The sequence below is a fragment of the Brevibacterium sp. CBA3109 genome, assembly GCF_040256645.1.
Lineage (GTDB): Bacteria > Actinomycetota > Actinomycetes > Actinomycetales > Brevibacteriaceae > Brevibacterium > Brevibacterium koreense.
In genome coordinates this window covers 643,802-667,215 of sequence record NZ_CP158281.1, presented here as the reverse complement: position 1 = coordinate 667,215, position 23,414 = coordinate 643,802, and the positions used below count along the sequence as shown (strand labels likewise).

The window sequence follows — 23,414 nt, the reverse complement described above, 5'->3', positions numbered from 1 at the left end:
GCGATGTTTCCCCGACGAAGCGGGGACCACTGATGTCTACGAATATTCAGACTGCCACGAATGTGCAGACTGCAGAGAGAAAGGAAAGGTTCGACAATGGGTGCACAGAAGCGCTCCGGCCCGGACGATGCCGCCGAATCGCAGGCCACGCTGTCTGCCGAGATCGACGCGATCCACGCCGATCATGCTGGCACCGTCGCCGCCGGCAAGTCCCCCGAGACGCAGCCACGGCTGAACTACCCGCCCTACCGCTCGTCACTGCTGCGCCACCCGACGAAGGATCTTCGTCACACTGATCCGGAGACCATCGAGCTCTTCTCCCCCGCCTTCGGCCACCGCGACTTAGCGAACCTCGAGTCCGATCTCACGATTCAGGCCGGCGGCGAACCGATCGGCGAGCGCATCAAGGTCACGGGTCGTGTCCTCGACGGCAGCGGTCGCCCCGTGCGCAACCAGCTCGTTGAGATCTGGCAGGCCAATTCCGCCGGACGCTACATCCACAAGCGTGACCAGCACCCGGCGCCGATCGACCCGAACTTCACAGGCGTCGGACGCACCCTGACCGGTGAGGACGGCTCGTACTCGTTCACGACGATCAAGCCGGGACCCTACCCGTGGAAGAACCACCACAACGCGTGGCGGCCGGCGCACATCCACTTCTCCCTCTTCGGCTCCGAATTCACCCAGCGAATGATCACCCAGATGTACTTCCCGAACGATCCGCTGTTCGCACTCGACCCGATCTACCAGTCGATCACGGATCCAAAAGCCCGCGACCGTCTCGTCGCGACGTACAACCACGACATCACCGAACACGAATTCCTCATGGGCTACAACTGGGACATCGTGCTCACCGGTGGCAACCGCACCTGGATGGAAGAAGAGGACGATGACTGAGCCAAGCTCCACCACCGATCTCACCGCGACACCGGGCCAGACCGTCGGACCGTTCTACGGCTATGCTCTGCCGTGGCCTGGCGACAACGAACTCGTTCCCCCGGGCACGGCCTCTGCCGTACAGCTGCATGGATTCGTCTACGACGGGGCCGGAACTCCCGTTCCCGATGCGATCATCGAGATCTGGCAGCCCGATGACAACGGCGTGATCTCCCGTGCCAACGGCTCCCTGCGCCGTGACGGCTTCACCTTCACCGGATTCGGTCGCAACGCCGCCGATCCAGAAGGACGCTTCGTCTTCTCGACAGTCAATCCCGGCGCCAGCGACGCAGGCAAGGCACCGTTCATCAGCGTCGTCATCTTCGCCCGTGGGCTGTTGAACAGGCTCTTCACCAGGATCTATCTCCCCGAGGACACCAAAGCACTCGCAGCCGACCCCCTGCTGTCCTCCCTCGAACCGGACGACAGAAATCGGCTCATAGCGACTCGTGGGGCTGACGGATCACTGCGTTTCGACATACGGTTGCAGGGTGAGGACGAGACTCCGTTCCTGCGGTTCCCCGGTCACGAGGCCTGAAACCAGCCACGAAGACTCGAGATATCGCGGCACAGACCCGTCGTCGAATGCGACAATCGCCGTTGGAGAGGACCACACAATGACTGACACCGCTGCCCATACGCGCCTTCTGTTCGCCCCGGGCGATCTGCGAGGCGCCGAGGCCATCGACGATGTCGCACTCGTGTCCGCGCTTGGCGACGTGGAGTCCGCATGGGTCAATGCTCAGGCGCATGCCGGTCTGATCTCCGCACATGCCCGCGCCGAGGCGGTGACCGGGATCGAAGCCACCAGCAGGTCGATGCTGGCCGACGCCTCCGAACTCGAGGCTCTGGCCGCAGGCTCCGAACCGGGCGGCAATCCGGTCATCCCCTTCCTCCACGCGGTCCGATCGCGGCTCGGACATGACGCCTCCCGCGCACTGCACAAGGGCCTGACCAGTCAGGACGTCATGGACTCTGCCCTCGGGCTGCTCATGTCCCGTGTCGCTCGCCAGACTCATGCGCGGCTCGACGTCATCGCCGAGTTGCTCGTCGATCTCTCCGACGCCCACGCCTCGACCATCTGCCTGGCCCGCACGCTGACCCAACCCGCACTGCCGACGACCTTCGGGCTCAAGGTTGCGGCCTGGGCGGCAGAAGTCCAGGAGGTCCAGAGCCTCACTCCGCGCATCGACTATGTCCAGGTCGGGGGTGCGGCCGGCACCAGGGCCGCGATTCGGGAGTTCGCCGGGGCTGCGACCGAGACGCTGCTGCGTGAGTTCCACGTGCAGCTGCGCGGACCCGATGCCGCACTCGCCAGCATCCCCGTGCCCTGGCATACGGACCGCGTCCGGGTCCTCAACTGGGCCTCCCACCTCACCCAATGCGTGACCGTGGGCGCCTCGATCGCCCGGGATGTGCTCATCGGAACTCGCCCCGAGGTGGGCGAAATGGCCCTGGCGTCGACCGGCGGCTCTTCGGCGATGCCCCAGAAGCTCAACCCCACCTCGGCGGTGCTCCTCCACCGCAACGGCATGCGCGTTCCCGGGCTCATGGCAACGCTGACGTCGACCGCAGCAGAAGCGATCGAAGAGCGCTCCGACGGTGCCTGGCACGCCGAATGGCCGGCACTGTCCGAGCTTATGGGCCTGGCCGTGTCCTCCCTCAGCATGCTCCAGAGGATGATCGAGGGCCTCAGCGTCAACCCCGAAGCGATGCGAAACAACGTCAACTCTGCCAGTCCCGGCATCTTCGCTGAGAGACTCAGCATCGCCTTCGGCGAACGTCTGACGAAGGCGGAGATACAGGAGATCATCGCCGACGGCGGTGACCCAGCGGCTGCACTCAAGACGGCGCTGGACCAGCATCCCGTGAGCGAGGAAGGCGCGGACGGTCAAGGCAGCACTGCCGACATCGACTTGGATGGGTTCTTCTCTCCGGAGAACTACCTCGGCGATGCCGAAGACATCCGCCTGGCCATCATCGCCACCATCAACGGACCCGAACCCGTATCGCCGGGCCTCCTTCCCAACACCGCCAGAAAGTGACCTGACGTGGAACTCACCGCAACCGTCCTCGCCGCTCCGACTGTCCCCGTCCACTCATACGCTCGAGTCCTCCTCGTCCTCCCCTCGCTGGGCACCTCGGTGAGCGCGCTGTGGCAGTCGGCGGCGACTCACCTCGTCGGCGTGGCTCCGGAGACGACGGTCATCGGCATCGATCTGCCCGGCCACGGCCGTTCGGCACCGATCGACGTCCCCGCGGGGACGTCCGAGGTCCCCGCGGGGACGTCCGAGGTCCCACGGCTGACGATGAGCGACCTCGCCGAGGCGGTCCTGGCCACCATCGACCGCGTGCTTCCCGACGTGATCGGGTCCGGTGACCGAGACGATGCCCGAATTGTTCTGGCCGGCGATTCGATCGGCGCAGCCATCGCACTCCAGCTGGCCCTCGACCATGGTGATCGCTTCGATCGCGCCGCGGTGTTCTGCACCGGGGCGAAGATCGGTGAGGCCAATGCTTGGGAGGAGCGTGCGGAGGTCGTCGCGACCTCGGGCACGCCGACGCAGGTCATCGGTTCGGCCCAACGCTGGTTCGGGGAGGGCTTCATGGATCGCGAACCCGAGGCATCGGCTGCACTGCTGCATTCGCTCCAGGATGCCGACCGGTTCTCCTATGCTGCGCTCTGCCACGCCCTGGCAACATTCGACGTCCGCTCGCGCCTGCCGGAGATCACTCTGCCGGTCCTCGCCGTTGCGGGGTCAGAGGATCAGCCGACCCCGCCGACCAAACTGGTGGAGATCGCCAACGGAGTCTCGGGCGCCCTGCTCGAGGTCATCGAGGGCGCAGCCCACCTCGTGCCGGCCGAAGCCCCCGCGGTCACCGCGGGTCTGCTGCGTGACTTCATGGGTGGAAACGCCTTGGGTGGCAAGGGAACGGGCGAGCCAGACTCGGGCGCCGCCTCGGCGGATCTGCCCACCGCCTCCGGTCCGCGCGAAGCCAGTCGAGATGAGGTCCACGACGCGGGCATGACGGTGCGCCGACAGGTCCTCTCCGACGCCCACGTCGATCGGGCGAATGCGAAGGTCGATGACTTCACTGCCGACTTCCAGGATCTCATCACCCGCTATGCCTGGGGAGAGATCTGGACCCGTCCGGGCCTCGAGAAGCGCATGCGATCGGCGATCACGCTGACCGCAATGATCGCCGGCGGTCACGAGGCCGAACTCGCAATGCACGTCAAGGCCGCTGTGCGCAACGGCCTCAGTCGTGACGAGATCAAGGAAGTCCTGTTGCAGTCGGCGATCTACTGCTCGGTGCCGAGTGCGAATACGGCGTTCTCGGTGGCCTCGCAGGCACTGGCAGAGATGGAGGAGGAAGGCTGACGCCACATGAGTGACTCACCGGTCCTGCGGGCGCTGTACGAATCGTCACATTGAGACTGCGGGGCTACCGGTTGCCGTCGATGAGCAATAGGCTTGACCGGTCGCGGTCAATAGCCCGGTCGCAGCTCCGACCTCAGACTTCTCCGCGGTCCCAATCTTTCATCCCCTACGAAGGGACTCCATGAGCGACGCTCCGGTGCCACGCCGAGTCTACAAATTCGCCGTCTTCGCCCTGGCGATCGGCGCATTCGCAATCGGTGTCACCGAGTTCGCCACCATGGGCCTGCTGCCCCATATCGCCCGCGAGCTCGGCATCACCGTGCCCCAGGCGGGCCATGCCGTGTCGTTCTACGCCATCGGCGTCGTCGTCGGCGCACCACTGATCACCACGATCGCCGCGCACATGGATCGCAAGAACCTGCTGCTGTGCCTCATGGGATTCTTCGCACTCGGCAATGTCGCCTCGATGCTCGCCCCCGACGCCACCCTGTTCAACATCGCCCGCTTCGCCAGCGGACTTCCTCACGGCGCCTACCTGGGCATCGGCGCCATCGTCGCCTCATCACTCGCGCCCCCGAACCGTCGCGGTCGAGCGATGGCACGCGTCATGCTGGGGCTGACGATCGCGAACATCGTCGGCGTCCCCATCGCCACGGCACTGGGCAACCTGCTCGGCTGGCGCAGCGCTTATGCATTGGTCGCCGCGCTCGGGATCCTCACCGTCATCATGGTCGCGGTCGGCGTGCCTCGAGTGAAGCTCGGTGCTGCCCCGTCAGCCCGCGGTGAGATGCGGGCCCTGGCTCGTCCGCAGATCATCCTCACCCTCGTCGCAGGCTCCGTGGGCTTCGGCGGCATGTTCGCCGTCTACACCTACATCGCCCCGACCATGACCGACATTGCCGGCGTACCCGAGACCGCGATCCCCTGGGTGCTGGCCGTCTACGGTCTCGGCATGACCGCCGGTTCCCTCATCGCGGGACCGCTGGTCGACAAATCCATCGAACGCTCAGGCATCGGCGGCATGATCCTCTCCGCCCTCGTGCTCTCCACCTTCGGTGCGTTCACCCATATCGCGGCCGTTGCGATCATCGCGCTCTTCTTCATCGGCATCGCCGGGTCGATGATCACGACCTCGCTGCAGATGCGTCTGCTGCGCGACTCCCACGACGCACCGAGTCTCTCGGCAGCAATGAATCATGCCGCATTCAACCTCGCCAATGCCCTCGGCGCCTGGCTCGGTGGCATCGTCATCACTGCGGGCCTGGGCTACCGCGCCCCCGCCTGGGTGGGAGTCGGCCTGTGCCTGGCCGGCCTCATCGTGCTCATCATCGCGATCGCCCTCCGCCGAGGCGGCACCTCGGAATCCTCGGGCCGCAACGAAGTCGATGTCTGAGGCCAGCAGCCTTCACGAAGCACAGGCACAATCGAACGCACTCCTCGGCAAAGACCATCCGATGGTGACCATTCTCCGTCGACGAAATACGATGGGGGCATGGATCACCCTGCGCGGCACCGCTCTCGAGCCCTCACCCATCGTCCCCTGTCGGCAGTGACGGTCCTCGCCGTCTTGGCCGTCCTCGCGCTGCTGGCCCTGACCGCGTGCGGATCTGCTGATTCCGCTGACGATTCAGCGGGCTCGAACGCCGGCGCATCGGATGGGGCCGGCTCTTCCGCCTGCCAATACCCTGCCGATTCCGCACCAGCGGCGAAGGACGTCGAGCCTCCCAAGGAGTCTCCTCAGACCAGCGGCAAGGTCGCTGCCACAGTATCGACGACTGCTGGCGATCTGTCCGTGAGCCTCGATGCCGACGGCGCACCCTGTACCGTGAATAGCTTCCTGTCCTTGGCTGATCAGAAGTACTTCGATGACACCGACTGCCACCGTCTGACCACCGAGGGCATCTTCGTCCTCCAATGCGGTGACCCATCGGGCACTGGCAGCGGCGGACCCGGCTACACCTTCGCCGATGAGGTCGACGGCTCCGAGAAGTACCCGGCCGGCACATTGGCAATGGCCAACGCCGGCCCCGATACGAATGGATCGCAGTTCTTCGTCGTCTATGACGACAGCTCGCTGCCGCCGGACTACACCGTGTTCGGATCACTCGACGAAGCCAGCACGAAGTCCGTTGCCGACATCGGGGCCAAGGGCACAGAATCCGGTGCCAGCGATGGCGCCCCCAAGGAAGCAGTGACCATCACCGGCGTCACCGTCGAATAGGCGAATGCTCGGACTCCTCAGGAATCAGAACATGCCCTAGGATCAGGATGAGGACAACCGGACCAGGGAGGATGACCATGGCACTTCCACCGCAGCTGCGGCCGTTGATCGGCACCTGGCGAGGCACCGGATCGGGCCACTACCCGACGATCGACGCCTTCAGCTACAGCGAAGAGCTGACCTTCCGGGACGTCGCCAAACCCTTCCTGGTCTACCAACAGCGCACCTGGTCGCCCGAGGGCAAGCCCATGCACATGGAAACGGGATTCCTGCGCAGCCCCACTGCAACGACCGTCGAATTCGTTCTGGCCCAACCGACCGGTCATGCCGAACTGGCCGAGGGCACTCTGTCGGCCGTTGAGGGCGGGCTCTTCCTCGACCTCCGGTCCCCACAGCTTCTCGTGAGCACCTCGGCGAAGACCGTAGAGGCAACCGCACGGACCTACCGAATCACGGACGACCGCCTGTCCGTCGACTTCTCCATGGCCGCAGTGGGTGTCGTGATGACCCACCATCTCCACTCGGACCTGGTCAAAGCCGAGGACTGACGAGTTCTCCGAGCAAGTGCCCCCACAATGAGACTCAACACTACGATTTGGCAACGACCGACGCAGTGGGCTCAGGGTAGTCACGTGTGTGACCTATAACACTGTACGATCTCTTTCAGACGTTGCTCAGAACTTCGGTTGGGCACCCTCTTTGTCAGGCTGTGTGTGAGTCACTCAGCCTGACAAAGAGGAGAACACCAACCATGACAATCACCGTCGGATACAGCACTGTTGAGATCCGCGCCTACCTCACCGAATACGACATGCTTCCCTTCGGACAGAAGGGCAAATGGGTCGATACTCAACCCTTCTCGAAGAAGCAGCTCTATCAATGGATGCGAGCTCTCGTCGCGGGCGACCTCGACCGCGGCCTGGTTCCTCGAGAGAATGGGACCATGTCTTTCCCATCACGCCGGAAGAAGATGACCGAGGCACTGACCTCAGATCGCGAGAGAGTCCTGATGGACGAACTCGCGGCCAAGGAGAAGGCCCTGGCCGCGAAAGAAGCTGAGCTGGCTCGTCGCAACGAGGATATCCATCGGTTGGAAGAGACGGCGAGCACGCTGGGAAAAGCTATCGGGCTCTTGCACGCCAGGAACGTGTCAGAGCCCGACGCGACCGAGGATCAGCAGGATCCGTCGAGTTCCTGACGATGGAGAACACAATGGTGTTCGACCTCGTGGCCGCGGGAATCTCACAGCGTCGAGTCCTCGCTGTGCTCGGTCTATCGAGGTCAACGTGGCATTACCGACTCAATCCTCGTGAGGGTGTGCCTGACCCGGTGGCGCATGAGGCACGAGCGTATCCGAATCGGATCGCCGCCGATGTCCGGAACCAGGTCCAAGGACTGATCCGGGATGGGTGGGCGCGAGGACACTCGGTCGATCACTCATTCGCAGTCGCGTGGGATGCCGGGATTCTGGTGGCATCGCGACGAACCTGGTGGCGTATTGCCGAAGACATCGTTGATCAGACGCAGCGGCCCGTGGTCGCGACGAGGAAGGGCACGAGGCAGCCCCGAACGATGCCGGTGCTGGTCGCGACCGGGCCTGGCCAGGTGTGGAGTTGGGACATCACTGATGTGAAGTCGGTGTGGTCGAGAGTCGTGTATAAAACGTATTCGATCATCGATATCTTCTCCCGCAAGATCGTTGGCTACCGTGTCGAGGAGCGCGAGGTCGATGACCTTGCTGTGGAGATGTTTGAGACCGCGATCGCCGAGTATGGGCCGCCGGAGTTCGTGCATGCGGATTCGGGTGCGGCGATGAAGTCGAGCGTGCTCAAGACCGCTCTGGGCGATCATGGTGTGTCCCTGACACATAACCGCCCGTATGTGTCCAATGACAACCCGTACTCGGAGTCAGAGTTTCGCACGATGAAGTACCGGCCGAATTATCCAGGGACGTTTGAAAAGAGCCTGTCAAGTAGTTTGTGTTCGGGATTGATTTACAAGTAGGGATTCATCCGGTCTGGATAGGCCACGGCCAGTTGAGCCAGGGCCTGTTTCCAGTTCGTCGTGATCTGGCCCTCGACGAGTCGACCCGTCGTGGCCTTCCGAGCCTTTCCTTTCCCCTTCTCTTTCTCTCGTTCTCGGGCTCGTTTGTCCTCGATATTGCAGATCGCCAGCCACAGCAGCTTCACCACTGAGTCATCGGTCGGGAACTGGGATCGGTTCTTCGTGACCTTGCGCAGCTGGTAGTTCAGCGACTCGATCGCGTTCGTCGTATAGATGACTCGCCGCAGGGCTGGTGGAAATTGCAGGAACGGTATGAACCGGTCCCACGCGTTTTCAAACACCGCTACTGCCGAGGGATACTTCCGTCCCAGTTCGGACTCGGCGAAAGTCGTCAGCGCTGTCAGCGCCGCTTCCTCGTTGGCGGCAGCGTAGATTGGTTTCAGCGCCCTCGACACGGCCTTGCGGTCGGTATAGGACACGAACCGATTCGCAGCCCGAATCAGGTGCACGACACAGGTTTGGACGAGTGAGTCCGGCCAGGTCGCCTCGATCGCATCCGGTAGGCCCGTGAGCCCGTCGCAGCAAACGATAAGGACATCCTGGACTCCCCGGTTGGCCAGTTCCGCGCACACGTGGGCCCAGAACGAGGCACCCTCGGTGTTCTGGACCCAGATGCCCAGCACATGCTTGATGCCATCCATATCGACACCGACAGCGATATGCGCGGCTTTCGAGCGCACGTGTCCGTTGTCGCGGACCTTGACTCGGATCGCGTCGAGGTAGATGACGGGGTAGAACTCCTCGAGGGGTCGTTGCTGCCATTCCATGACCGCGTCGAGGACTGCATCGGTGATGTTCGAGATCGTCTCATGGGAGAGTTCGGTGCCGATTGTTGATACCAGATGGTGTTGGATATCGCGGATCGTCATCCCGCCGGCATACAGCGAGATGATCATGTCATCGAGGCCACCGAGTCGGCGTGAACCCTTGGGCACCAGGCGGGGCGTGAACGACCCGTCACGGTCCCGGGGGACGCTGATCTCGATGTCACCGGCTTCGGAAGCGACTGTCTTGGCATACGTTCCGTTGCGCGAGTTCGTTGTGGTCTTGGCATCTCTGTCGCCGGCTGTGTAGCCCAGGTGCGAGGTCATCTCAGCGCCGAGTCCTCGTTCGAGGGTTTCCTTGATCAGGGCCGGGACGAGACCGCCATCGCCGGTGAGTTCGACCTCGCCGGAATCGATCTTGGAAAAGAGTTCGTCGAGGGCCCCGGAGGCCTTGAGCTGGTCAACAATTTCGTTGGCCTGGTTCGGATTCGAGTGTGTATTCGTCACAGTCACTATTCTGTCCTTTCAGCTGTGACCCGGTACACAAACTATTTGACACCCTCTTTGAAAACGTGGACACGGCTCGCAGTTTCATCGACGAGTATGTGCAGTGGTACAACACTGAGCATCGCCATTCCGGGATCGCGCACTTCACTCCGTCCCAAGTCCATGAGGGATCCTGGGAAGGAGTGTGGACCCGACGCCAGGAGGTCCTTGATGCCTATTACGCCCAACATCCTGAACGATTTTCCGTGCCACCGAGAACACACGCACCGGCTGAGGTGGTCGGGATCAATCATCGAGAGAAGAACGCGTTAGCAGCGTGAGTGACTCCAAACAGCTTGACATCGCGCGGCAGCGACACCTGTTACGTGACATCGATGTCACCGACTCTTCTGGAGGAACAATGAAACGACGCTTGACTATGGCCACGGTGGCCATCGGCGCCATGCTTGCCCTGTCCGCGTGCAGCGGCGGCGACGATTCGGAACCGGCAGCGACCGCCGAGGGCGGCGTGCCCCTTGTCAAAGAAGGCCAGCTGACTACCTGCACCCACCTGTCGTATCAACCGTTCCAGTTCGAAAAAGACGGAAAGGTCGTCGGCTTCGATGTCGACATCGTCGACGCCGTGGCAAAGAAGCTCGGCGTCGAGCAGGAGATTGTCAACGTCCCCTTCGAACCGATCACTGCTGGAGCCTCGTTTGCTCAGGATCAATGCGACGTTGCCGCGGCTGCCATGACCATCACCCCGGAGCGCGAAGAGGCCATCGACTTCTCCGATCCGTACTTCGCCGCCAATCAAGCGATTCTGACCAATGATGACAAAACAGCGAAGGATGCTGACGCGCTCAAGGGCTTCAAAATCGGCGCCCAAGCAGGCACCACCGGCCTCGACTATGCAACCGAGAACTTCAAGGACGCAGAAGTCATCACCTACGAGGACCTGCCACTGTCCCTCGAAGCTTTGAAGAACGGTCAAGCCGATGCTGTCATCAATGACAACGGAGTCCTCTACGACTACGCCGCGAACAATGACGGTTTCGCCGTCGGCTTCGACATTGACACCGGTGAGCACTACGGCATCGGCATGAAGAAGGGCAATGCCGAGATGAAGAAGGCCGTAGACGAGACACTCAAAGAGATCAAAGACAACGGCGAATACGACAAAATCTACGAGAAGTGGTTCGGCGACGCTCCCAAGTGATCGCTATTCGGGCGGTCGACCTCGGCTTTCTGGCCGGATCGGCCGCCCGTTGCCCTGAGCACATCCGTCACCGTACGCCACCACCGTTGAAGGACCCCACATGTCGACTACCCCAGAAAGGGAGGACGGTAGCCCGACCGGCTCGACCACTCCTCGCACCACCCCCAAAGCGAAGATGGGCAAACGGCAGAGGGCCAAGATCTCGCGCGGAATCCAATATGCGATCCTCATCGTCATTGCCGTCGTCGTCGCACTTCTGGCCGACTGGTCGACACTCCTCGAGACGTTCGGCCGGGTGGACCTTGCCATCGGCATGTTCCCCGAGGTCGTCACGCAGGCGCTGAAGAACACCGTCATCTTCACCCTCCTCGGCTTCATCCTCGGCTTGGCGATCGCCATCGTACTCGCCCTCATGCGTCTGTCTTCGGTCGGTGTCTACCGTTGGCTGGCCTTCATCTACACCGAATTCTTCCGCGGACTGCCGGCCCTTGTCGTCTTCCTCGTCATGGGATTTGGACTGCCCCTGGCGTTCCCGGGCTTCAATCTGCCGCAGCTCGTCATCATCATGATCGCCCTCGCACTCGTGTCGTCGGCCTATATGGCCGAGACCATCCGTGCCGGCATCCAGGCTGTGCCGAAGGGGCAGGTTGAAGCGGCACGGTCATTGGGTATGTCGTCCTCACGGGCGATGGTCACGATCGTCCTGCCCCAGGCGATGCGCATCATCCTGCCGCCGCTGACCAATGAGCTCATACTGCTGACCAAGGACTCCTCCTTGGCCTATATCCTCGGCTCTTCGGTCGACGGACGGGAGCTGACCGCGCTGGCCAGGGCGGAGATCGTCAACACAGCAAACCTCACTCCGTTCATCGTTGTCGCAGTCTGCTATCTCATCATCACGATCCCGCTGTCCTATCTCTCGCGGGTCCTCGAACGCAAATACGGTTCCGCAGAACCAGGAGCGAACTAATGACCACCTCGATCATCTCGATCCAGAACCTCAAGAAGAGCTTCGGCTCGAACCAGGTCCTCACCGACATCAACCTCGAGGTCGACAAGGGCGAGGTCGTCTGCGTGGTCGGGCCCTCCGGCTCCGGCAAATCCACGATGCTGCGCTGCATCAACACCTTGGAGACCCCGACCGACGGTTCGATCGTGGTCGACGGCATGGACATGACCGACCTCGACCTCGACATCGATGCCGCCCGCACCCGCATCGGCATGGTCTTCCAGTCGTTCAATCTCTTCGGGCATCTCACCGTGCGTGAGAATCTCACTGTCGCCCAGATCAAAGTGCTGGGGCGCTCGAAGGCTGAGGCAAACACGATCGCCGAGGCGAACCTCGCGAAGGTGGGTCTGTCTGAGAAGATCGACGCCAAGCCTGCTTCTCTCTCCGGTGGGCAGCAGCAGCGCGTAGCCATCGCTCGGGCGTTGAGCATGGACCCCGACGTCATGCTCTTCGACGAGCCCACCTCCGCACTCGACCCCGAGACCGTGGGCGATGTCCTTCAGGTCATGCGCAACCTCGCCGAGGCGGGAATGACCATGGTCGTCGTCACTCACGAGATGGAGTTCGCCCGGCAGGTCGCCGATCGCGTCCTCTTCATGGACGGCGGATACGTTGTCGAATCCGGCCCGGCCAAGGAGGTCATCGGCAATCCGCAGGAGCAGCGGACGAAGGACTTCCTCGCCCGTGTGCTCAACCCGGGTCAGCTGGGATAGCTCAGTGAGCCCTGGTAGCTCAGCTTCGCCGAGGGGACCACTTAGCCTCGAAGGGCTACGCTATAGCCTCACCCATCAGTGATAAGTAGTCCGCTCGGCGAGGCGGCGCCGCTCGGCGAGCAAGCTGACTGAGCGACCCTCAGCCCTTCACCTCGAGCACATCCTTGGGGAGGATGACCCGGTAGCCCAGACGCGGGTCGTAGCCGTGGATCTCTCTGGTGTCGAGTGCGGACATGAAGTCGAGCACCTCGGCGGTGATGACCTGCCCGGGCACCAGCACCGGGAACCCCGGCGGGTAGGGGGTGACGAATCCGGCGGAGACCGGCGCATCACCGGCTTCGACGCGGCGGCTCAACTCATGCGGCAGAACATGCTCGACGTTGCCGCGGCGCATCCCGGCGTAGTAGGCCGTGCGCAGGTCACCGTCAGGCAGCTGCTTCGACGGATCCTCAGCCGGCACCTCGGCGGCATAGGCATAAGCGAATGCGCTGAAGTCGGGCAGCGGCGGCATGATGACCGCCGGCTCGTTCAATGCCTCCTGGGCCTCGATCTCGTGTGGGTTGCTGAACTTCCCGGCGAGCTTGACGAGGACCTCGATGAGGTAGGCGATGGCCGAACGCGAGGTGCCGATGTTCGTCATGAACAGCACCGTGTTGCGGCTCGTCTTGTTGACCTGGATGCCGTAGCGATCCATGAGGTGTTCGTGCTTGAACGTGTCCCCATCGACTCCGGTGCCGCTGATCTCGACGGTGATGCGGCTGGGATCGACGACGAATTCGTCCGTCGCCCACGCATTCCAGAAGGTTGCCAAGCCGTCACGCAAAGGCATCGTCCGTTCGGTCTCGCGATACTGCTCGGGAATGAGATCGGCAGCAGTGAGCACCTTGAAGGTCTTCTTCAGCAGCGGGTGACGCGAAACCGCGGAAGCCAGGCTCATCGCCAGGTCAAGCTGCTTCTGGACGAGCGCGAACCCTTCCATCTCGACCTGCCTGCGCCCCAGGTCCAAGGAAGCGAGGATCTGATAGTTCGGTGAGGTCGAGGTATGCGTCATGTAGGCCTCGTGGAATGCCTCTTCGGCGCCGTAAGCGAAGTCCTGATCGTAGACGTGGATCATCGATCCCTGCCGCAGAGCGGTCAGAGTCTTGTGCGTCGACTGGGTCGCATACACGCGGATCCGCGAATCCGGCGGCGGCAGCAGCGTCTCATTCAGCCACACCTCGTCGGATGCCGGCGCACCGGTCTCCTCATCGAAGAGACGCTTCTGCTGGTCCCGGTACGCCGTGGCGTGGGCGTCCGAGGCCAGCCGGTCCTCAAGGTGTTCGGCCGCGACCATGGCGGTGCGCTTGCGGGTGACCGGGTGGAAGCGGGCGAAGGCGAACCAGGCTTCGTCCCAGAGGAAGACGAGATCGTTCTTGATCGCCAGGCACTCGGCCATGACCTTCTCCGGATCGTAGACGATGCCGTCGAAGGTGCAGTTTGTCAGGGTGATCATCCGCACCTCGTCGAGGCGGCCGGCGGCCCGATAGTCCAGCAGGAGCTGCTTGATCCGGTTGAGCGGCACGGCACCGTAGAAGGCGACGTCATTGAGCGGGTACGCCTCCAGGTATGCGGCTCTGGCGCCTGTGAGCATGAGCGCATGGTGGTGCGATTTATGGCAGTTGCGGTCGACCATGACGACCTCATCTGGTGCCACGACGGCCTGGTGGACGATCTTGTTCGCCGTCGACGTTCCGTTCGTCACGAAGTAGGTCCGCTTCGCACCGAAGGCTCGGGCAGCCAGGGACTGGGCCTTCTTGATGGTCCCGACCGGTGCGAGCAGCGAGTCCAGCTCACCCGAGGTGGCGCTGGTCTCTGCGAGCAGCAGGTTGAGCCCGTAGAAGTCGACGAAGTCGCTGATCCACTTCGAGCCCACGACCGAACCTCCGCGGGAGACCGGCAGGGCGTGGAACACACCTGCAGGACGACGCGCATGTTCCCGGATGGCGGTGAAGAACGGCGTGTCGTAGAGATGCTGGACCCGGCGCAGCAGCGACAGGTGCAGTTCGAACTGGTCCTCACGACGGAAGACGCGGCGGAACCGATGAGTCAGTGCACCGGCGAGACTCTCGATGTGGGCGCCGGCCATGAGGTAGAGGTCGAGCTCCGGGCGCAGACCGGCCAGCGTGTCGGCCAGTCGCAGCACACGACGAACCGAGTTGAGCGGGCTCATCGGGGTCGTCGGGGAGGTCGCCGTGCCCTCGTGGGCGAGCGCGACCGTGCTGCGCAGGTCCCGGCTGAGCACCTGTCGGGTCCGGTCGGTGAACCCGGGGCGGATGACGCAGGCCAGCAGGTTCGGGTTCGTCAATGCTGCGACGACCGCATCATCTGCGGTCGGGACGATGACGTAGTCGTAGATGAACTGGTCGGAGGCATTGCGCAGCTTGAGCAGGTCGGTGTGCAGCTCATCGCGGCCGCCCTCGGTGGTCTCATCGACGATGAGGACCTCGAAACGAGGGCGGGAATCCTGCCGGTCCTTGTATTCGGCGCGCTCATCCTCGTTGAGGTGCTCATCCTCGGCGACATCAGGAACCGTGGTCCCGCGCAGACGGTTGACTGCACGCGTGATCATGTCATGAGCCCGATCGAACTCACCGTTGGAGAGCAGCTCGGCGATGTCCTCGACATAGCGCTGGCCGAATCCGCCCCAGTACAGCTCGATCGTCTTCAGCGACCGCAGCGACCGCCAGACCTCGCCGTCGGCGGCGATCATCGAGAAGTCCCCACCGCTGATGGCCAGGCGTTTGATCGCAAACTTCAGGTACTCCCAGGCATCCGATCGCAGCCGCCACGTGCTTGCCGGCATTCCCGGATCACGTTCGAGTTTGGACTTCTGCGGACGAGACCGGAACCCACTCGCCGAAGCGTCAGAGTCCAATCGCCTGCGCGGTACGCCTCCGGCGGCGGACGGCCCAGGCGTGAACGATGCCTGTCCCGAATATTCGTCGGAGTCGATGCCGGTCATACTTGAGCCTCCTGGCGATGAAGTATCTCGTAGTCGAGTGATCCCTGCGGAATCCGTTGTGCCAAGATCATACGGCCTTGCACAGCCAAATGTTCGACAGTCCACCCACATAAGACAAAAGAATGATAAGCATGAAGCCATGGACAACTCCGCGCCACTCTCCGCCGGCCATCTCCTCGTCAAGGAGCTCGAAGCCCACGGTGTCCAGCGTTCCTACCTGGTCCCCGGCGAGTCCTACCTCGACGTGCTCGATGGCCTCCACGATTCGACTATCACCCCCATCGTCTGCCGGCAGGAGGGCGGGGCCGGCTACATGGCCGTCGCCGAGGGCCGCATGACCGGCATCCCCGGAATCGCCATGGTGACCCGTGGTCCGGGTGCCTCGAACGTCATGGTCTCCGTCCACACCGCCTACCAGGACGCCACGCCCCTCGTCGTCTTCGTCGGCCTCATCCCCACCGCGCAGCGTGGTCGCGAATCCTTCCAGGAGTTCGATCTGGGCGGCTGGTTCTCCACGACGACGAAGAAGGTGCTGACCCTCGATGACCCGGATAAGGCCGCCGAGGTGGTCGCCGACGCCATGCACACCGCCGTGACCGGGCGGCCTGGACCCGTCGTCGTGGGCCTGCCCGAGGAAGTGCTTATCCAGCCGAGCGGCGGTGCCGTCATCCCGCCTCGGGTGCATGGTTCGGCGGCACCGTACGCCGGTGACGTCACCGAGCTGCGAGCCCGCATCCTGCAGGCCGATCGTCCCGTGCTCATCATCGGCGGCGAGGACTGGTCGCCGGCGACCTCACGAAGGATCGCGCAATGGTCGCACGATCGTGGCCTCGGCGTGATCGGGACCTTCCGCGCCTACGACGGCATCGACCACGACTCACCCAACTTCCTGGGTATTCTCGGCTTCGGTGCCTCCGCCGTGGCCAAAAGGACCTTCGCCGAGGCTGACCTGCACATCTTCCTCGGCTGTGTCCGCACCGATGTGGCCACCGACTTTTTCACGATCGGCACCGACGCGAAGACCGTCGTCATCGGCCCCGACGCCGACGCCCACGGGCACTTCGGCAGCCTCGACCAACACATCATCACCCCAGTCAACAGATTCGCCCAGGCACTGTTCACCGCCGACGGAAGTCGCGCATACTCGGTGTCCTCCGACGGTTCCATCGACGAGCCCGCGGCAGGTGACGAGCACCTGACCTCGAATGACGAGCCGGTGTCGTTGCCCGAGTGGATCCTCGATGCCCGCGCAGAACTCGAGGACTGGCGTTCACCGATCACCACCTCGGCGGACTATGGCTCTGGTGCGGGTTCTGGCTCTGGTGGTGCCGGTGACGGCTTCGTCGACATGGATGAGGCCTTCGTCCATGTGAAGGAGCTGCTGCCGGACAATGCGATCATCACCTACGGGGCCGGGAACTTCTCGGGCTGGGCTACCAGATTCCTACCCACGCACGGCTTCCCCTCGGCGCTGGGGCCGCGAAACGGGTCGATGGGCTTCGGCCTCCCGGCTGCCGTTGCCGCTGGACTCGTTCATCCCGAGCGGGCCGTGTTCTGCATCGCCGGGGATGGAGACTTCCTGATGAATGGTCAGGAGCTCGCGACCGCCGCGCAGTATGGGGTGAACCTCACCGTCGTCGTCAACGACAACTCCGTCTACGGAACGATCCTCGGCCATCAGGACCGCGAATATCCGGGCCGTGCAACGGCAACAGCCCTGCGCAGCCCCGACTTCGCTGCCATGGCCACAGCCTTCGGCGGCCTCGGACTGACCGCCGAACGCACGGAGGACTTCCGGGACGCCTTTGCCAAGGCTCTTGCGCATGAGGGCCCGGCCCTCGTCCGCTGCCTCACGGACCCCACGATCCGCGGAGCCCGGGTGTGAGCGCGCACGCCGAAGTGCGGCGGTGCGTCAACGCGCTCTGGGTCCACACGCTGGCGCCGCGCCCACCGCGATATGGGCCGTTTCCGCACGATCCGAGACTACTGAGACTTCCGACGCTGAAAAGGTGAACCAATGAACATCGACGCGATCTTCACCGATCTCGACGCCCACACACTCGACCCGACGCGCCCGCGCGCGCAGAAGATCGGCGTCTTCGCCGGACGCATCATCGGCTTCGACGAGGAACTCGACGGCGTCAGCGCGGATCGGGTCGAGTCCCTGGGCGGGGCCACCGTTCTGCCGGGCTTCAATGACGTCCACTGCCACACCGCGTGGTTCGGGCTCACCCTGGCGTCGATCGATGTCACCGCTCTGCCCGGCGGGCTGTCCGATGTCTACGCCGCACTCGAGCGGGCGGCCGCGACGACGCCGGCGGGTGAGTGGATCAACGCCACAGGCTACGGCCACCGCGACTACGACGGGCAGTATCCGGAGCTGTCCCGCCTTGACGAGATCACCGGCGACCGCCCGCTGTTCATGCGCCAGACCTCCGGGCATGCCGCGATCGTCAACACCGAGGCGATGCGCCGTGCCGGCATCCTCGAGCCCGGGTTCGCCGACCCCGTCGGCGGCAAGGTCGTCACCGATTCTGCCGGCCACCCGACAGGGCTGCTCGAGGAGACGGCGCAGGAGCTCGTGCAGGACCTCATCCGCCCCTACTCACTCGATACGATCGTCGAGGCTCTGGACCTGGCGACCGCGTACTACGCGAAGGAGGGCATCACCTCGTTCGGAGACTGCGGCATCGCCTACGGGTGGATCGGTCACTCCCCGATCGAAATCACCGCCTATCTGCGCGCCCGCGAAGAGGGCAAGCTGCGTGCCCGCGCCCAGCTTCTGCCGCAGGCTGACGGTCTCCACGAGATCGCTGCGAACTCCGCCGACGGCTTCGGAATCGGCCTCGATGCGGGAGTCCGCACCGGCCTCGGCGATGACCTCGTCGCGCTGGGACCGGTCAAGTTCTTCATGGACGGAGCAATGAGCGGAGAGACTGCGGCTCTGCGGGAGAACTACACGGGCAAGGATCACGCCGGATACCTCCAGGCCGATGCTGAGGCGCTGCGCAAGCAGATCCTCGACACCTACGCCTCCGGCTGGTCCGTCGCCGTGCACGCGATCGGTGACGCCGCGGTGGATGCGGCCGTGGCGAATATCGTCGACGCCCAAGCCAGGTACGGTCGCCGGGCCGTTCCCAACCGGATCGAGCACGCTGGCCTCGTCCACGACGAGCACCTGCGCACTCTGGCCGACAACGGCATCGCCGTCACCCCGCAGGCGGCGTTCGCCGAGGCGATCGGCGACGGGATGAACAACTCGATGGGCCCCGAACGTCGACCGCTGCTCTACCGGGGGAAGTCCTTCGTCGATGCCGGTGTGCTGATGGCAGGCAGCTCGGATCGTCCCTGCGCCGATGGGAATGTGCTGCGCGGGATCGAAGCCTACGTGACCCGGGCGACCCGCGATGGCGACATCATGGGTTCGGCCGACGAGTGCCTCACCCCCGATGAGGCGATCGCCGCCTACACCTCGGTCGCGGCCGAGGCTTCCGGCCAGGGTGCGGACAAGGGAACGCTGACCCGCGGGAAGCTCGCGGACTTCGTGGCGCTGGGTGCTCACCCCGCCGAGGTGGCACCGACCGAGATCTCACAGATCCCGGTTCGCGCCACCGTCCTCGGCGGCAAGTTCACCCACGACGCCCGCTAAAACTACCTGACGGCGGCCCAGCAACCTCGCGCCAGGTTGCTGGGCCGCCGTCAGGTGCTTCTGGAGGGGTCAGCGGGAGAAGTCGAGGTCGGTGAGCACCTTCTCGAAGACGCCCAAACCGGTTTCGAGATCTTCGTCGCTGATGTTGATCGGCGGGACCACGTGGAGGCGGTGGTAGTTGCTGAAGGGCACCACGCCGAGTTCCTTGAGAGAGGACACGACCGAGGCGACCTCCGGTGAGCCTCCGCCGTAGGGTGCCAGCGGCTCACGGGACTCCTTGTCCCAGACGAGCTCGATGGCCCAGAAGGCACCGACCCCGCGGACCTCACCAACGTGTTTCGAGTTCTCGGCGATCTGGCGCAGCCTGGGTCCGATGACCTCCTCACCGATGCGCTGGGCATGCTCGATCATGCCCTCTTCGTCCATTGCCTTCATCGTCGCAACTGCTGCGGCGCAGGCCAGTGGGTGGCCGGAGTAGGTCAGTCCGCCAGGATAGGCCTTCTGCGCGAATGAACCGTAGATCGCCTCATTCATGATCACTCCGCCCAAGGGCACATAGCCGGAGTTCACACCCTTGGCGAAGGTGATGATGTCGGGGACGACGTCGAAGTGCTCGAAGGCGAACCACTTGCCGCTGCGTCCGAATCCGGCCATCACCTCGTCGGCGATGTAGATGATCTCGTGCTTGTCGCACAGGGCGCGGACCCCCTGCATGTACTCGCTGCCCGGCATCATGATGCCGGCGGTGCCGGGAATGGTCTCGAGGATGATCGCGGCGATCGTCGACGGGCCCTCGAGCTCGATGGTGCGCTCGAGGTGACGCAGGGCGCGCTCCGTCTCCTCTGCCTCGGTGGTGGCGAAGAATTCGGTCCGGTAGAGGAAGGGTCCGAAGAAGTGGACGACGCCGGAGTCTCCGCGATCGTTCGACCAGCGGCGCGGGTCACCGGTGACGTTGACGGCCGTCTCGGTGCCACCGTGGTACGAACGGTAACGGGAGAGGACCTTGTGCTTACCGGTGTGCAGCCGGGCCATACGGATCGCGTGCTCGTTGGCATCGGCTCCGCCGTTGGTGAAGAACACATGGTCAAGTCCGGCCGGGGTGCGGTCGGTGATGAGGCGGGCTGCCTCCGACCGCGCAGCGTTGACGTGGGCCGGGCTGATCGTGCACAGCAGGTCGGCCTGGTCTTTGATCGCCTGGACGACCGTCGGATGCTGGTGGCCGATGTTGGTGTTGACGAGCTGTGACGAGAAGTCGAGGAACGACTGCCCCTGGCCATCGACGATGGTCGACCCCGAAGCCCTGGAGACTGTCATCGGATCGATGAGCTCTTGAGCCGACCACGAATGGAAGACGTGTGCCCGATCGAGTTCATAGGCCCGGGCAGATTCGTCCTTGATCGCTGAGATCTCACTGTCGCTGAGCTGTTGCACAACACATCACCCTTTCACCGTTGTTCAGGCAATCGACACACGTGCTGCGCACCGAGCTGCCGCGCGTGGTCTGCGCTTGTCCGCCCATCGTAGATCAGATTCCGACGAAACGGTCCGTGTCAGTGTCGTTGGGTAGAGTGACTGGCATGCCCTACCGGACCATCGCCACCGCTGCCGAGGCCGAGATCGAGATCAAGAAGTCGCGTTTCATCGGATTCCTCGCACCGGTCGCCAATGAAGCAGAGGCCAGGGAGGTCATCGCGAAGCGGCGGAATGCCCATCCCAAGGCCAGGCATCACTGCACGGCGTTCGTGCTCGATCCCGATTCGCGCACACAGCGCTTCAGCGATGATGGTGAACCGGCGGGCACGGCCGGGGCACCGATCCTCGACGTCGTCTCCGGTCACCAGCTGACCTTCGTAGTCGCGGTCGTGACCAGGTATTTCGGGGGAACTCTGCTGGGTGCAGGAGGACTCGTCCGGGCCTACGGCCAGGCCACCTCGGCGGCGTTGGAGACGGCACGAGTCGTGACGAAGCATGAACTGGTGCCTGTGCGCGCCGACGTGGACTACGCCCAGGCCAACGCCCTGGATCGGGCGGCTGGGAACAGAGGGTGGACGACGCGGTCACAGTACGGTGCAACTGTGGAGATCGACATGATGGTCCCAGTCGCCGAGGTGGATGCGGCCCTGGCGATGTACGCAGACGTCACCGCCGGGCAGGCAGAACCCGCCGTCGGTGACGTCGAATGGGCGTGATCAGTACTGGGTTGATCAGTACTGGGTTGATCAGTACTGGGTTGATCAGTCCAGCGCTGCGATCTTCCCGACCTGTGCATTGGTCAGCATGACGAGATCTTCGGGACGGATCTCGATCTCGAGGCCACGACGGCCTGCCGAGACGAAGACCGAGGAATGCTCGAGTGCGGTGCGGTCGATGACGACCGGCACAGCATGGCGCTGCCCGAACGGGGAGACTCCGCCCACCGGATAGCCGGTGCGACGTTCGGTCTCGGCCACGCCTGACAGCTGGGCCTTCTTCGCGCCACGCGCGGACGCGAGACCCTTGAGGTCAAGCTGCCCGGAAACGGGAACCAGAGCGGTGACGGGTGCGCCGTCCACCTGGATCATGAGGGTCTTGAATACCTGGTCGGAGCCGACGCCGAGCTTGTCGGCGGCTTCAGTTCCGTAACGGCGGGTGCTCGGATCGTGATCGAAGCTGTGCAGGGTGTAATCGATGCCTGCCAGATTGAGTACACGGACGGCCGGGGTAGCCGCACTTGTCGGTTTGGATGCCACTGTCATAAAGGGGTCGTGCCTCCTGCCCGTAAATCTGCGAGGACACGCGGAGCATTTCTGCCCGGGGCTGATCGCCCCCTGTGTTCCCGCGTCGATACGGACGGAATGTTGTATCGAATACTGATGGGTACCCGCCCACAATAAGCGAAGTCCAGGCTCAAGCGCCAATCAATGACGCGCGATGAAAGGTCAGACACCACCTACGACCTGGAGTGACGCTGGTCTTCGTGGTCAACTGCGAAAGGTCGCAGGCCTCAACCCCAGCCAAGCTCGTGGAGCCGCTCGTCATCGATTCCGTAGAAGTGTGCGATCTCGTGGACGATGGTGATGACGATCTCGCGCAGCAGGTGGTCACGGTCATCAGCGAATGCAATGAGGTTGTCGCGGTAGAGGAAGATGTTGTCCGGCAGCTCCAGCCCGGAGATGCCTCGCTCCCCCACCGGTGTTCCCTCGTAGAGCCCCAGCAGATGCGTGTTTCCGTCCTCAGGCCGGTCTTCGACGAAGAGAGCGACATTGTCGAGCTCATCGGTGACGCCCGTGGGGAGCTGGTCGAGCGCCTCGTCAAGGATCATTTCGAACTCTTCGCCACTGAGGTCTTCCATGATCACCAGCCTAACGGGATGACCTTCGAAGGGACTGCGGGCGGCCCTCCCACCGTCGCCTGAATCAGTGTGACCGAGGACACTCGATATCGGTTTGCACTCTGCGAAATGGTTGGGATAAGCTTAACGTCGTTGCCCCGGGGAATCCGAGGACAACCTGGGCCCCCATCGTCTAGAGGCCTAGGACACCGCCCTTTCACGGCGGCGACACGGGTTCGAATCCCGTTGGGGGTACGGTGTAGGATTGACAAGTCCAACATCGGATCAGATGCAACATGTTAGGCCCTGTAGCGCAGTTGGTTAGCGCGCCGCCCTGTCACGGCGGAGGTCGCCGGTTCGAGTCCGGTCAGGGTCGCGGAGCACAAGGCTCTTCTTCGGAAGGGCCTTTGTTTCTCTCAACATGCTTCGGTATGTTGGCGGCCTGGCTCTGTAGCTCAGTTGGTAGAGCGTTCGACTGAAAATCGAAAGGTCACCGGATCGACGCCGGTCGGAGCCACGATTAGAAAGCCCCGCCTTCCCAGTGTTCAGCTGGGATCGCGGGGCTTTTTCGTGCCTAGGCTTGACAACCTCATGGGCGTCATGCATCCCCTGCAGTGGACGCTTCTGCTAGAACTGGTAGACGCTTTTTGGACACCTGA

Annotated in this window: 21 protein-coding genes and 3 tRNA genes; 19 read left to right on the top strand and 5 right to left on the bottom strand. The window is 63.5% G+C overall.

Features of this window, described 5'->3' with window-relative positions; translation table 11 throughout:
- The first annotated feature begins 96 nt into the window (after window positions 1-96).
- The 9 genes from pcaH (at window position 97) to AAFP32_RS02945 (ending at window position 8,544) form a co-directional block, all read left to right on the top strand.
- Entirely contained in the window at window positions 97-897 is an 801-nt protein-coding gene (gene pcaH / locus AAFP32_RS02990) for a protocatechuate 3,4-dioxygenase subunit beta (RefSeq protein ID WP_350270583.1), read from the top strand.
- Complete coding sequence (gene pcaG, locus AAFP32_RS02985; protein ID WP_350270582.1) at window positions 890-1,474, top strand: protocatechuate 3,4-dioxygenase subunit alpha; 585 nt, start codon at window positions 890-892, stop codon at window positions 1,472-1,474. Before pcaH ends, pcaG begins: the two co-directional genes overlap by 8 nt.
- Before the next feature lie 79 nt (window positions 1,475-1,553).
- On the top strand, window positions 1,554-2,981 hold the full coding sequence (locus AAFP32_RS02980; protein ID WP_350270581.1) for a lyase family protein: 1,428 nt from the start codon (window positions 1,554-1,556) through the stop codon (window positions 2,979-2,981).
- Between the two features lie 6 nt (window positions 2,982-2,987).
- Window positions 2,988-4,319 carry a 4-carboxymuconolactone decarboxylase gene (pcaC, locus tag AAFP32_RS16680; RefSeq protein WP_420883379.1) on the top strand — a complete coding sequence of 444 codons (1,332 nt, stop codon included), beginning with the start codon at window positions 2,988-2,990 and terminating at the stop codon, window positions 4,317-4,319.
- 181 nt (window positions 4,320-4,500) lie between these two features.
- Window positions 4,501-5,712, top strand: a complete 1,212-nt coding sequence (locus AAFP32_RS02965) for an MFS transporter (RefSeq protein WP_350270580.1) — start codon at window positions 4,501-4,503, stop codon at window positions 5,710-5,712.
- Window positions 5,713-5,811: 99 nt separating this feature from the next.
- Window positions 5,812-6,540 (top strand): peptidylprolyl isomerase, encoded by a 729-nt coding sequence (locus tag AAFP32_RS02960; protein WP_350270579.1) that lies wholly within the window; start codon window positions 5,812-5,814, stop codon window positions 6,538-6,540.
- A gap of 77 nt (window positions 6,541-6,617) precedes the next feature.
- Entirely contained in the window at window positions 6,618-7,088 is a 471-nt protein-coding gene (locus AAFP32_RS02955; protein WP_350270578.1) for an FABP family protein, read from the top strand.
- A 203-nt stretch (window positions 7,089-7,291) separates the two neighbouring features.
- Window positions 7,292-7,738 carry a hypothetical protein gene (locus tag AAFP32_RS02950; RefSeq protein WP_101643915.1) on the top strand — a complete coding sequence of 149 codons (447 nt, stop codon included), beginning with the start codon at window positions 7,292-7,294 and terminating at the stop codon, window positions 7,736-7,738.
- A gap of 2 nt (window positions 7,739-7,740) precedes the next feature.
- Window positions 7,741-8,544: a DDE-type integrase/transposase/recombinase gene (locus tag AAFP32_RS02945; RefSeq protein ID WP_350270577.1), complete on the top strand. Its 804-nt coding sequence runs from the start codon at window positions 7,741-7,743 to the stop codon at window positions 8,542-8,544.
- Here the strand turns inward: AAFP32_RS02945 and AAFP32_RS02940 are convergent.
- The gene (locus tag AAFP32_RS02940; RefSeq protein ID WP_350270576.1) at window positions 8,535-9,875 is read right to left on the bottom strand and encodes an IS256 family transposase; all 1,341 of its coding nucleotides are present in this window, start codon (window positions 9,873-9,875) and stop codon (window positions 8,535-8,537) included. The two genes, AAFP32_RS02945 and AAFP32_RS02940, sit on opposite strands and share 10 nt — an antisense overlap.
- Here AAFP32_RS02940 and AAFP32_RS02935 point away from each other — a divergent pair.
- From AAFP32_RS02935 to AAFP32_RS02920, 4 genes are all read left to right on the top strand, one after another.
- Complete coding sequence (locus AAFP32_RS02935) at window positions 9,863-10,195, top strand: integrase core domain-containing protein (protein ID WP_350270575.1); 333 nt, start codon at window positions 9,863-9,865, stop codon at window positions 10,193-10,195. The genes AAFP32_RS02940 and AAFP32_RS02935 overlap by 13 nt on opposite strands.
- Window positions 10,196-10,275: 80 nt before the next feature.
- Window positions 10,276-11,073, top strand: coding sequence for a basic amino acid ABC transporter substrate-binding protein (locus tag AAFP32_RS02930; protein WP_233429272.1), 798 nt, complete (start codon window positions 10,276-10,278; stop codon window positions 11,071-11,073).
- A gap of 175 nt (window positions 11,074-11,248) precedes the next feature.
- On the top strand, window positions 11,249-12,043 hold the full coding sequence (locus AAFP32_RS02925) for an amino acid ABC transporter permease (RefSeq protein ID WP_350271444.1): 795 nt from the start codon (window positions 11,249-11,251) through the stop codon (window positions 12,041-12,043).
- Complete coding sequence (locus AAFP32_RS02920) at window positions 12,043-12,795, top strand: amino acid ABC transporter ATP-binding protein (RefSeq protein ID WP_350270574.1); 753 nt, start codon at window positions 12,043-12,045, stop codon at window positions 12,793-12,795. Before AAFP32_RS02925 ends, AAFP32_RS02920 begins: the two co-directional genes overlap by 1 nt.
- A 139-nt stretch (window positions 12,796-12,934) precedes the next feature.
- Here AAFP32_RS02920 and AAFP32_RS02915 read toward each other — a convergent pair whose 3' ends face one another.
- Complete coding sequence (locus tag AAFP32_RS02915) at window positions 12,935-15,796, bottom strand: ornithine decarboxylase (protein WP_350270573.1); 2,862 nt, start codon at window positions 15,794-15,796, stop codon at window positions 12,935-12,937.
- Window positions 15,797-15,935: 139 nt separating this feature from the next.
- On the opposite strand from AAFP32_RS02915, the gene AAFP32_RS02910 reads away from it, so the two are divergent.
- Window positions 15,936-17,681, top strand: coding sequence for a thiamine pyrophosphate-dependent enzyme (locus AAFP32_RS02910; RefSeq protein WP_350270572.1), 1,746 nt, complete (start codon window positions 15,936-15,938; stop codon window positions 17,679-17,681).
- 132 nt (window positions 17,682-17,813) lie between these two features.
- Complete coding sequence (locus AAFP32_RS02905; protein WP_350270571.1) at window positions 17,814-19,445, top strand: amidohydrolase; 1,632 nt, start codon at window positions 17,814-17,816, stop codon at window positions 19,443-19,445.
- A 69-nt stretch (window positions 19,446-19,514) separates the two neighbouring features.
- On the opposite strand, the gene AAFP32_RS02900 is transcribed toward AAFP32_RS02905, so the two are convergent.
- On the bottom strand, window positions 19,515-20,876 hold the full coding sequence (locus tag AAFP32_RS02900) for an aspartate aminotransferase family protein (protein ID WP_350270570.1): 1,362 nt from the start codon (window positions 20,874-20,876) through the stop codon (window positions 19,515-19,517).
- A 146-nt stretch (window positions 20,877-21,022) separates the two neighbouring features.
- Here AAFP32_RS02900 and AAFP32_RS02895 point away from each other — a divergent pair, with 146 nt between their 5' ends.
- The gene (locus AAFP32_RS02895; RefSeq protein WP_350270569.1) at window positions 21,023-21,634 is read left to right on the top strand and encodes a YigZ family protein; all 612 of its coding nucleotides are present in this window, start codon (window positions 21,023-21,025) and stop codon (window positions 21,632-21,634) included.
- Between the two features lie 45 nt (window positions 21,635-21,679).
- On the opposite strand, the gene ybaK is transcribed toward AAFP32_RS02895, so the two are convergent.
- A complete protein-coding gene (gene ybaK / locus AAFP32_RS02890; protein ID WP_101619276.1) occupies window positions 21,680-22,180 on the bottom strand; it encodes a Cys-tRNA(Pro) deacylase in 501 nt (166 codons plus the stop codon).
- A gap of 248 nt (window positions 22,181-22,428) precedes the next feature.
- The gene (locus AAFP32_RS02885) at window positions 22,429-22,776 is read right to left on the bottom strand and encodes a metallopeptidase family protein (RefSeq protein WP_350270568.1); all 348 of its coding nucleotides are present in this window, start codon (window positions 22,774-22,776) and stop codon (window positions 22,429-22,431) included.
- Window positions 22,777-22,937: 161 nt separating this feature from the next.
- Between AAFP32_RS02885 and AAFP32_RS02880 the strand changes: the two genes are divergently transcribed.
- From AAFP32_RS02880 to AAFP32_RS02870, 3 genes are all read left to right on the top strand, one after another.
- Window positions 22,938-23,010, top strand: a tRNA-Glu gene (locus AAFP32_RS02880).
- A 47-nt stretch (window positions 23,011-23,057) separates the two neighbouring features.
- Window positions 23,058-23,131, top strand: a tRNA-Asp gene (locus AAFP32_RS02875).
- Window positions 23,132-23,199: 68 nt separating this feature from the next.
- A tRNA-Phe gene (locus tag AAFP32_RS02870) sits at window positions 23,200-23,272 on the top strand.
- The last annotated feature ends 142 nt before the right edge of the window (window positions 23,273-23,414 follow it).

Bases quoted from the DNA above. Each gene is read 5' to 3' on its own strand.
- pcaH (WP_350270583.1), top strand. From the start codon at position 97: ATGGGTGCACAGAAGCGCTCCGGCCCGGACGATGCCGCCGAATCGCAG.
- pcaG (WP_350270582.1), top strand. From the start codon at position 890: ATGACTGAGCCAAGCTCCACCACCGATCTCACCGCGACACCGGGCCAG.
- AAFP32_RS02980 (WP_350270581.1), top strand. From the start codon at position 1,554: ATGACTGACACCGCTGCCCATACGCGCCTTCTGTTCGCCCCGGGCGAT.
- AAFP32_RS02965 (WP_350270580.1), top strand. From the start codon at position 4,501: ATGAGCGACGCTCCGGTGCCACGCCGAGTCTACAAATTCGCCGTCTTC.
- AAFP32_RS02960 (WP_350270579.1), top strand. From the start codon at position 5,812: ATGGATCACCCTGCGCGGCACCGCTCTCGAGCCCTCACCCATCGTCCC.
- AAFP32_RS02955 (WP_350270578.1), top strand. From the start codon at position 6,618: ATGGCACTTCCACCGCAGCTGCGGCCGTTGATCGGCACCTGGCGAGGC.
- AAFP32_RS02950 (WP_101643915.1), top strand. From the start codon at position 7,292: ATGACAATCACCGTCGGATACAGCACTGTTGAGATCCGCGCCTACCTC.
- AAFP32_RS02945 (WP_350270577.1), top strand. From the start codon at position 7,741: ATGGAGAACACAATGGTGTTCGACCTCGTGGCCGCGGGAATCTCACAG.
- AAFP32_RS02930 (WP_233429272.1), top strand. From the start codon at position 10,276: ATGAAACGACGCTTGACTATGGCCACGGTGGCCATCGGCGCCATGCTT.
- AAFP32_RS02925 (WP_350271444.1), top strand. From the start codon at position 11,249: ATGGGCAAACGGCAGAGGGCCAAGATCTCGCGCGGAATCCAATATGCG.
- AAFP32_RS02920 (WP_350270574.1), top strand. From the start codon at position 12,043: ATGACCACCTCGATCATCTCGATCCAGAACCTCAAGAAGAGCTTCGGC.
- AAFP32_RS02915 (WP_350270573.1), bottom strand. From the start codon at position 15,796: ATGACCGGCATCGACTCCGACGAATATTCGGGACAGGCATCGTTCACG.
- AAFP32_RS02910 (WP_350270572.1), top strand. From the start codon at position 15,936: ATGGACAACTCCGCGCCACTCTCCGCCGGCCATCTCCTCGTCAAGGAG.
- AAFP32_RS02905 (WP_350270571.1), top strand. From the start codon at position 17,814: ATGAACATCGACGCGATCTTCACCGATCTCGACGCCCACACACTCGAC.
- AAFP32_RS02895 (WP_350270569.1), top strand. From the start codon at position 21,023: ATGCCCTACCGGACCATCGCCACCGCTGCCGAGGCCGAGATCGAGATC.
- ybaK (WP_101619276.1), bottom strand. From the start codon at position 22,180: ATGACAGTGGCATCCAAACCGACAAGTGCGGCTACCCCGGCCGTCCGT.
- AAFP32_RS02885 (WP_350270568.1), bottom strand. From the start codon at position 22,776: ATGGAAGACCTCAGTGGCGAAGAGTTCGAAATGATCCTTGACGAGGCG.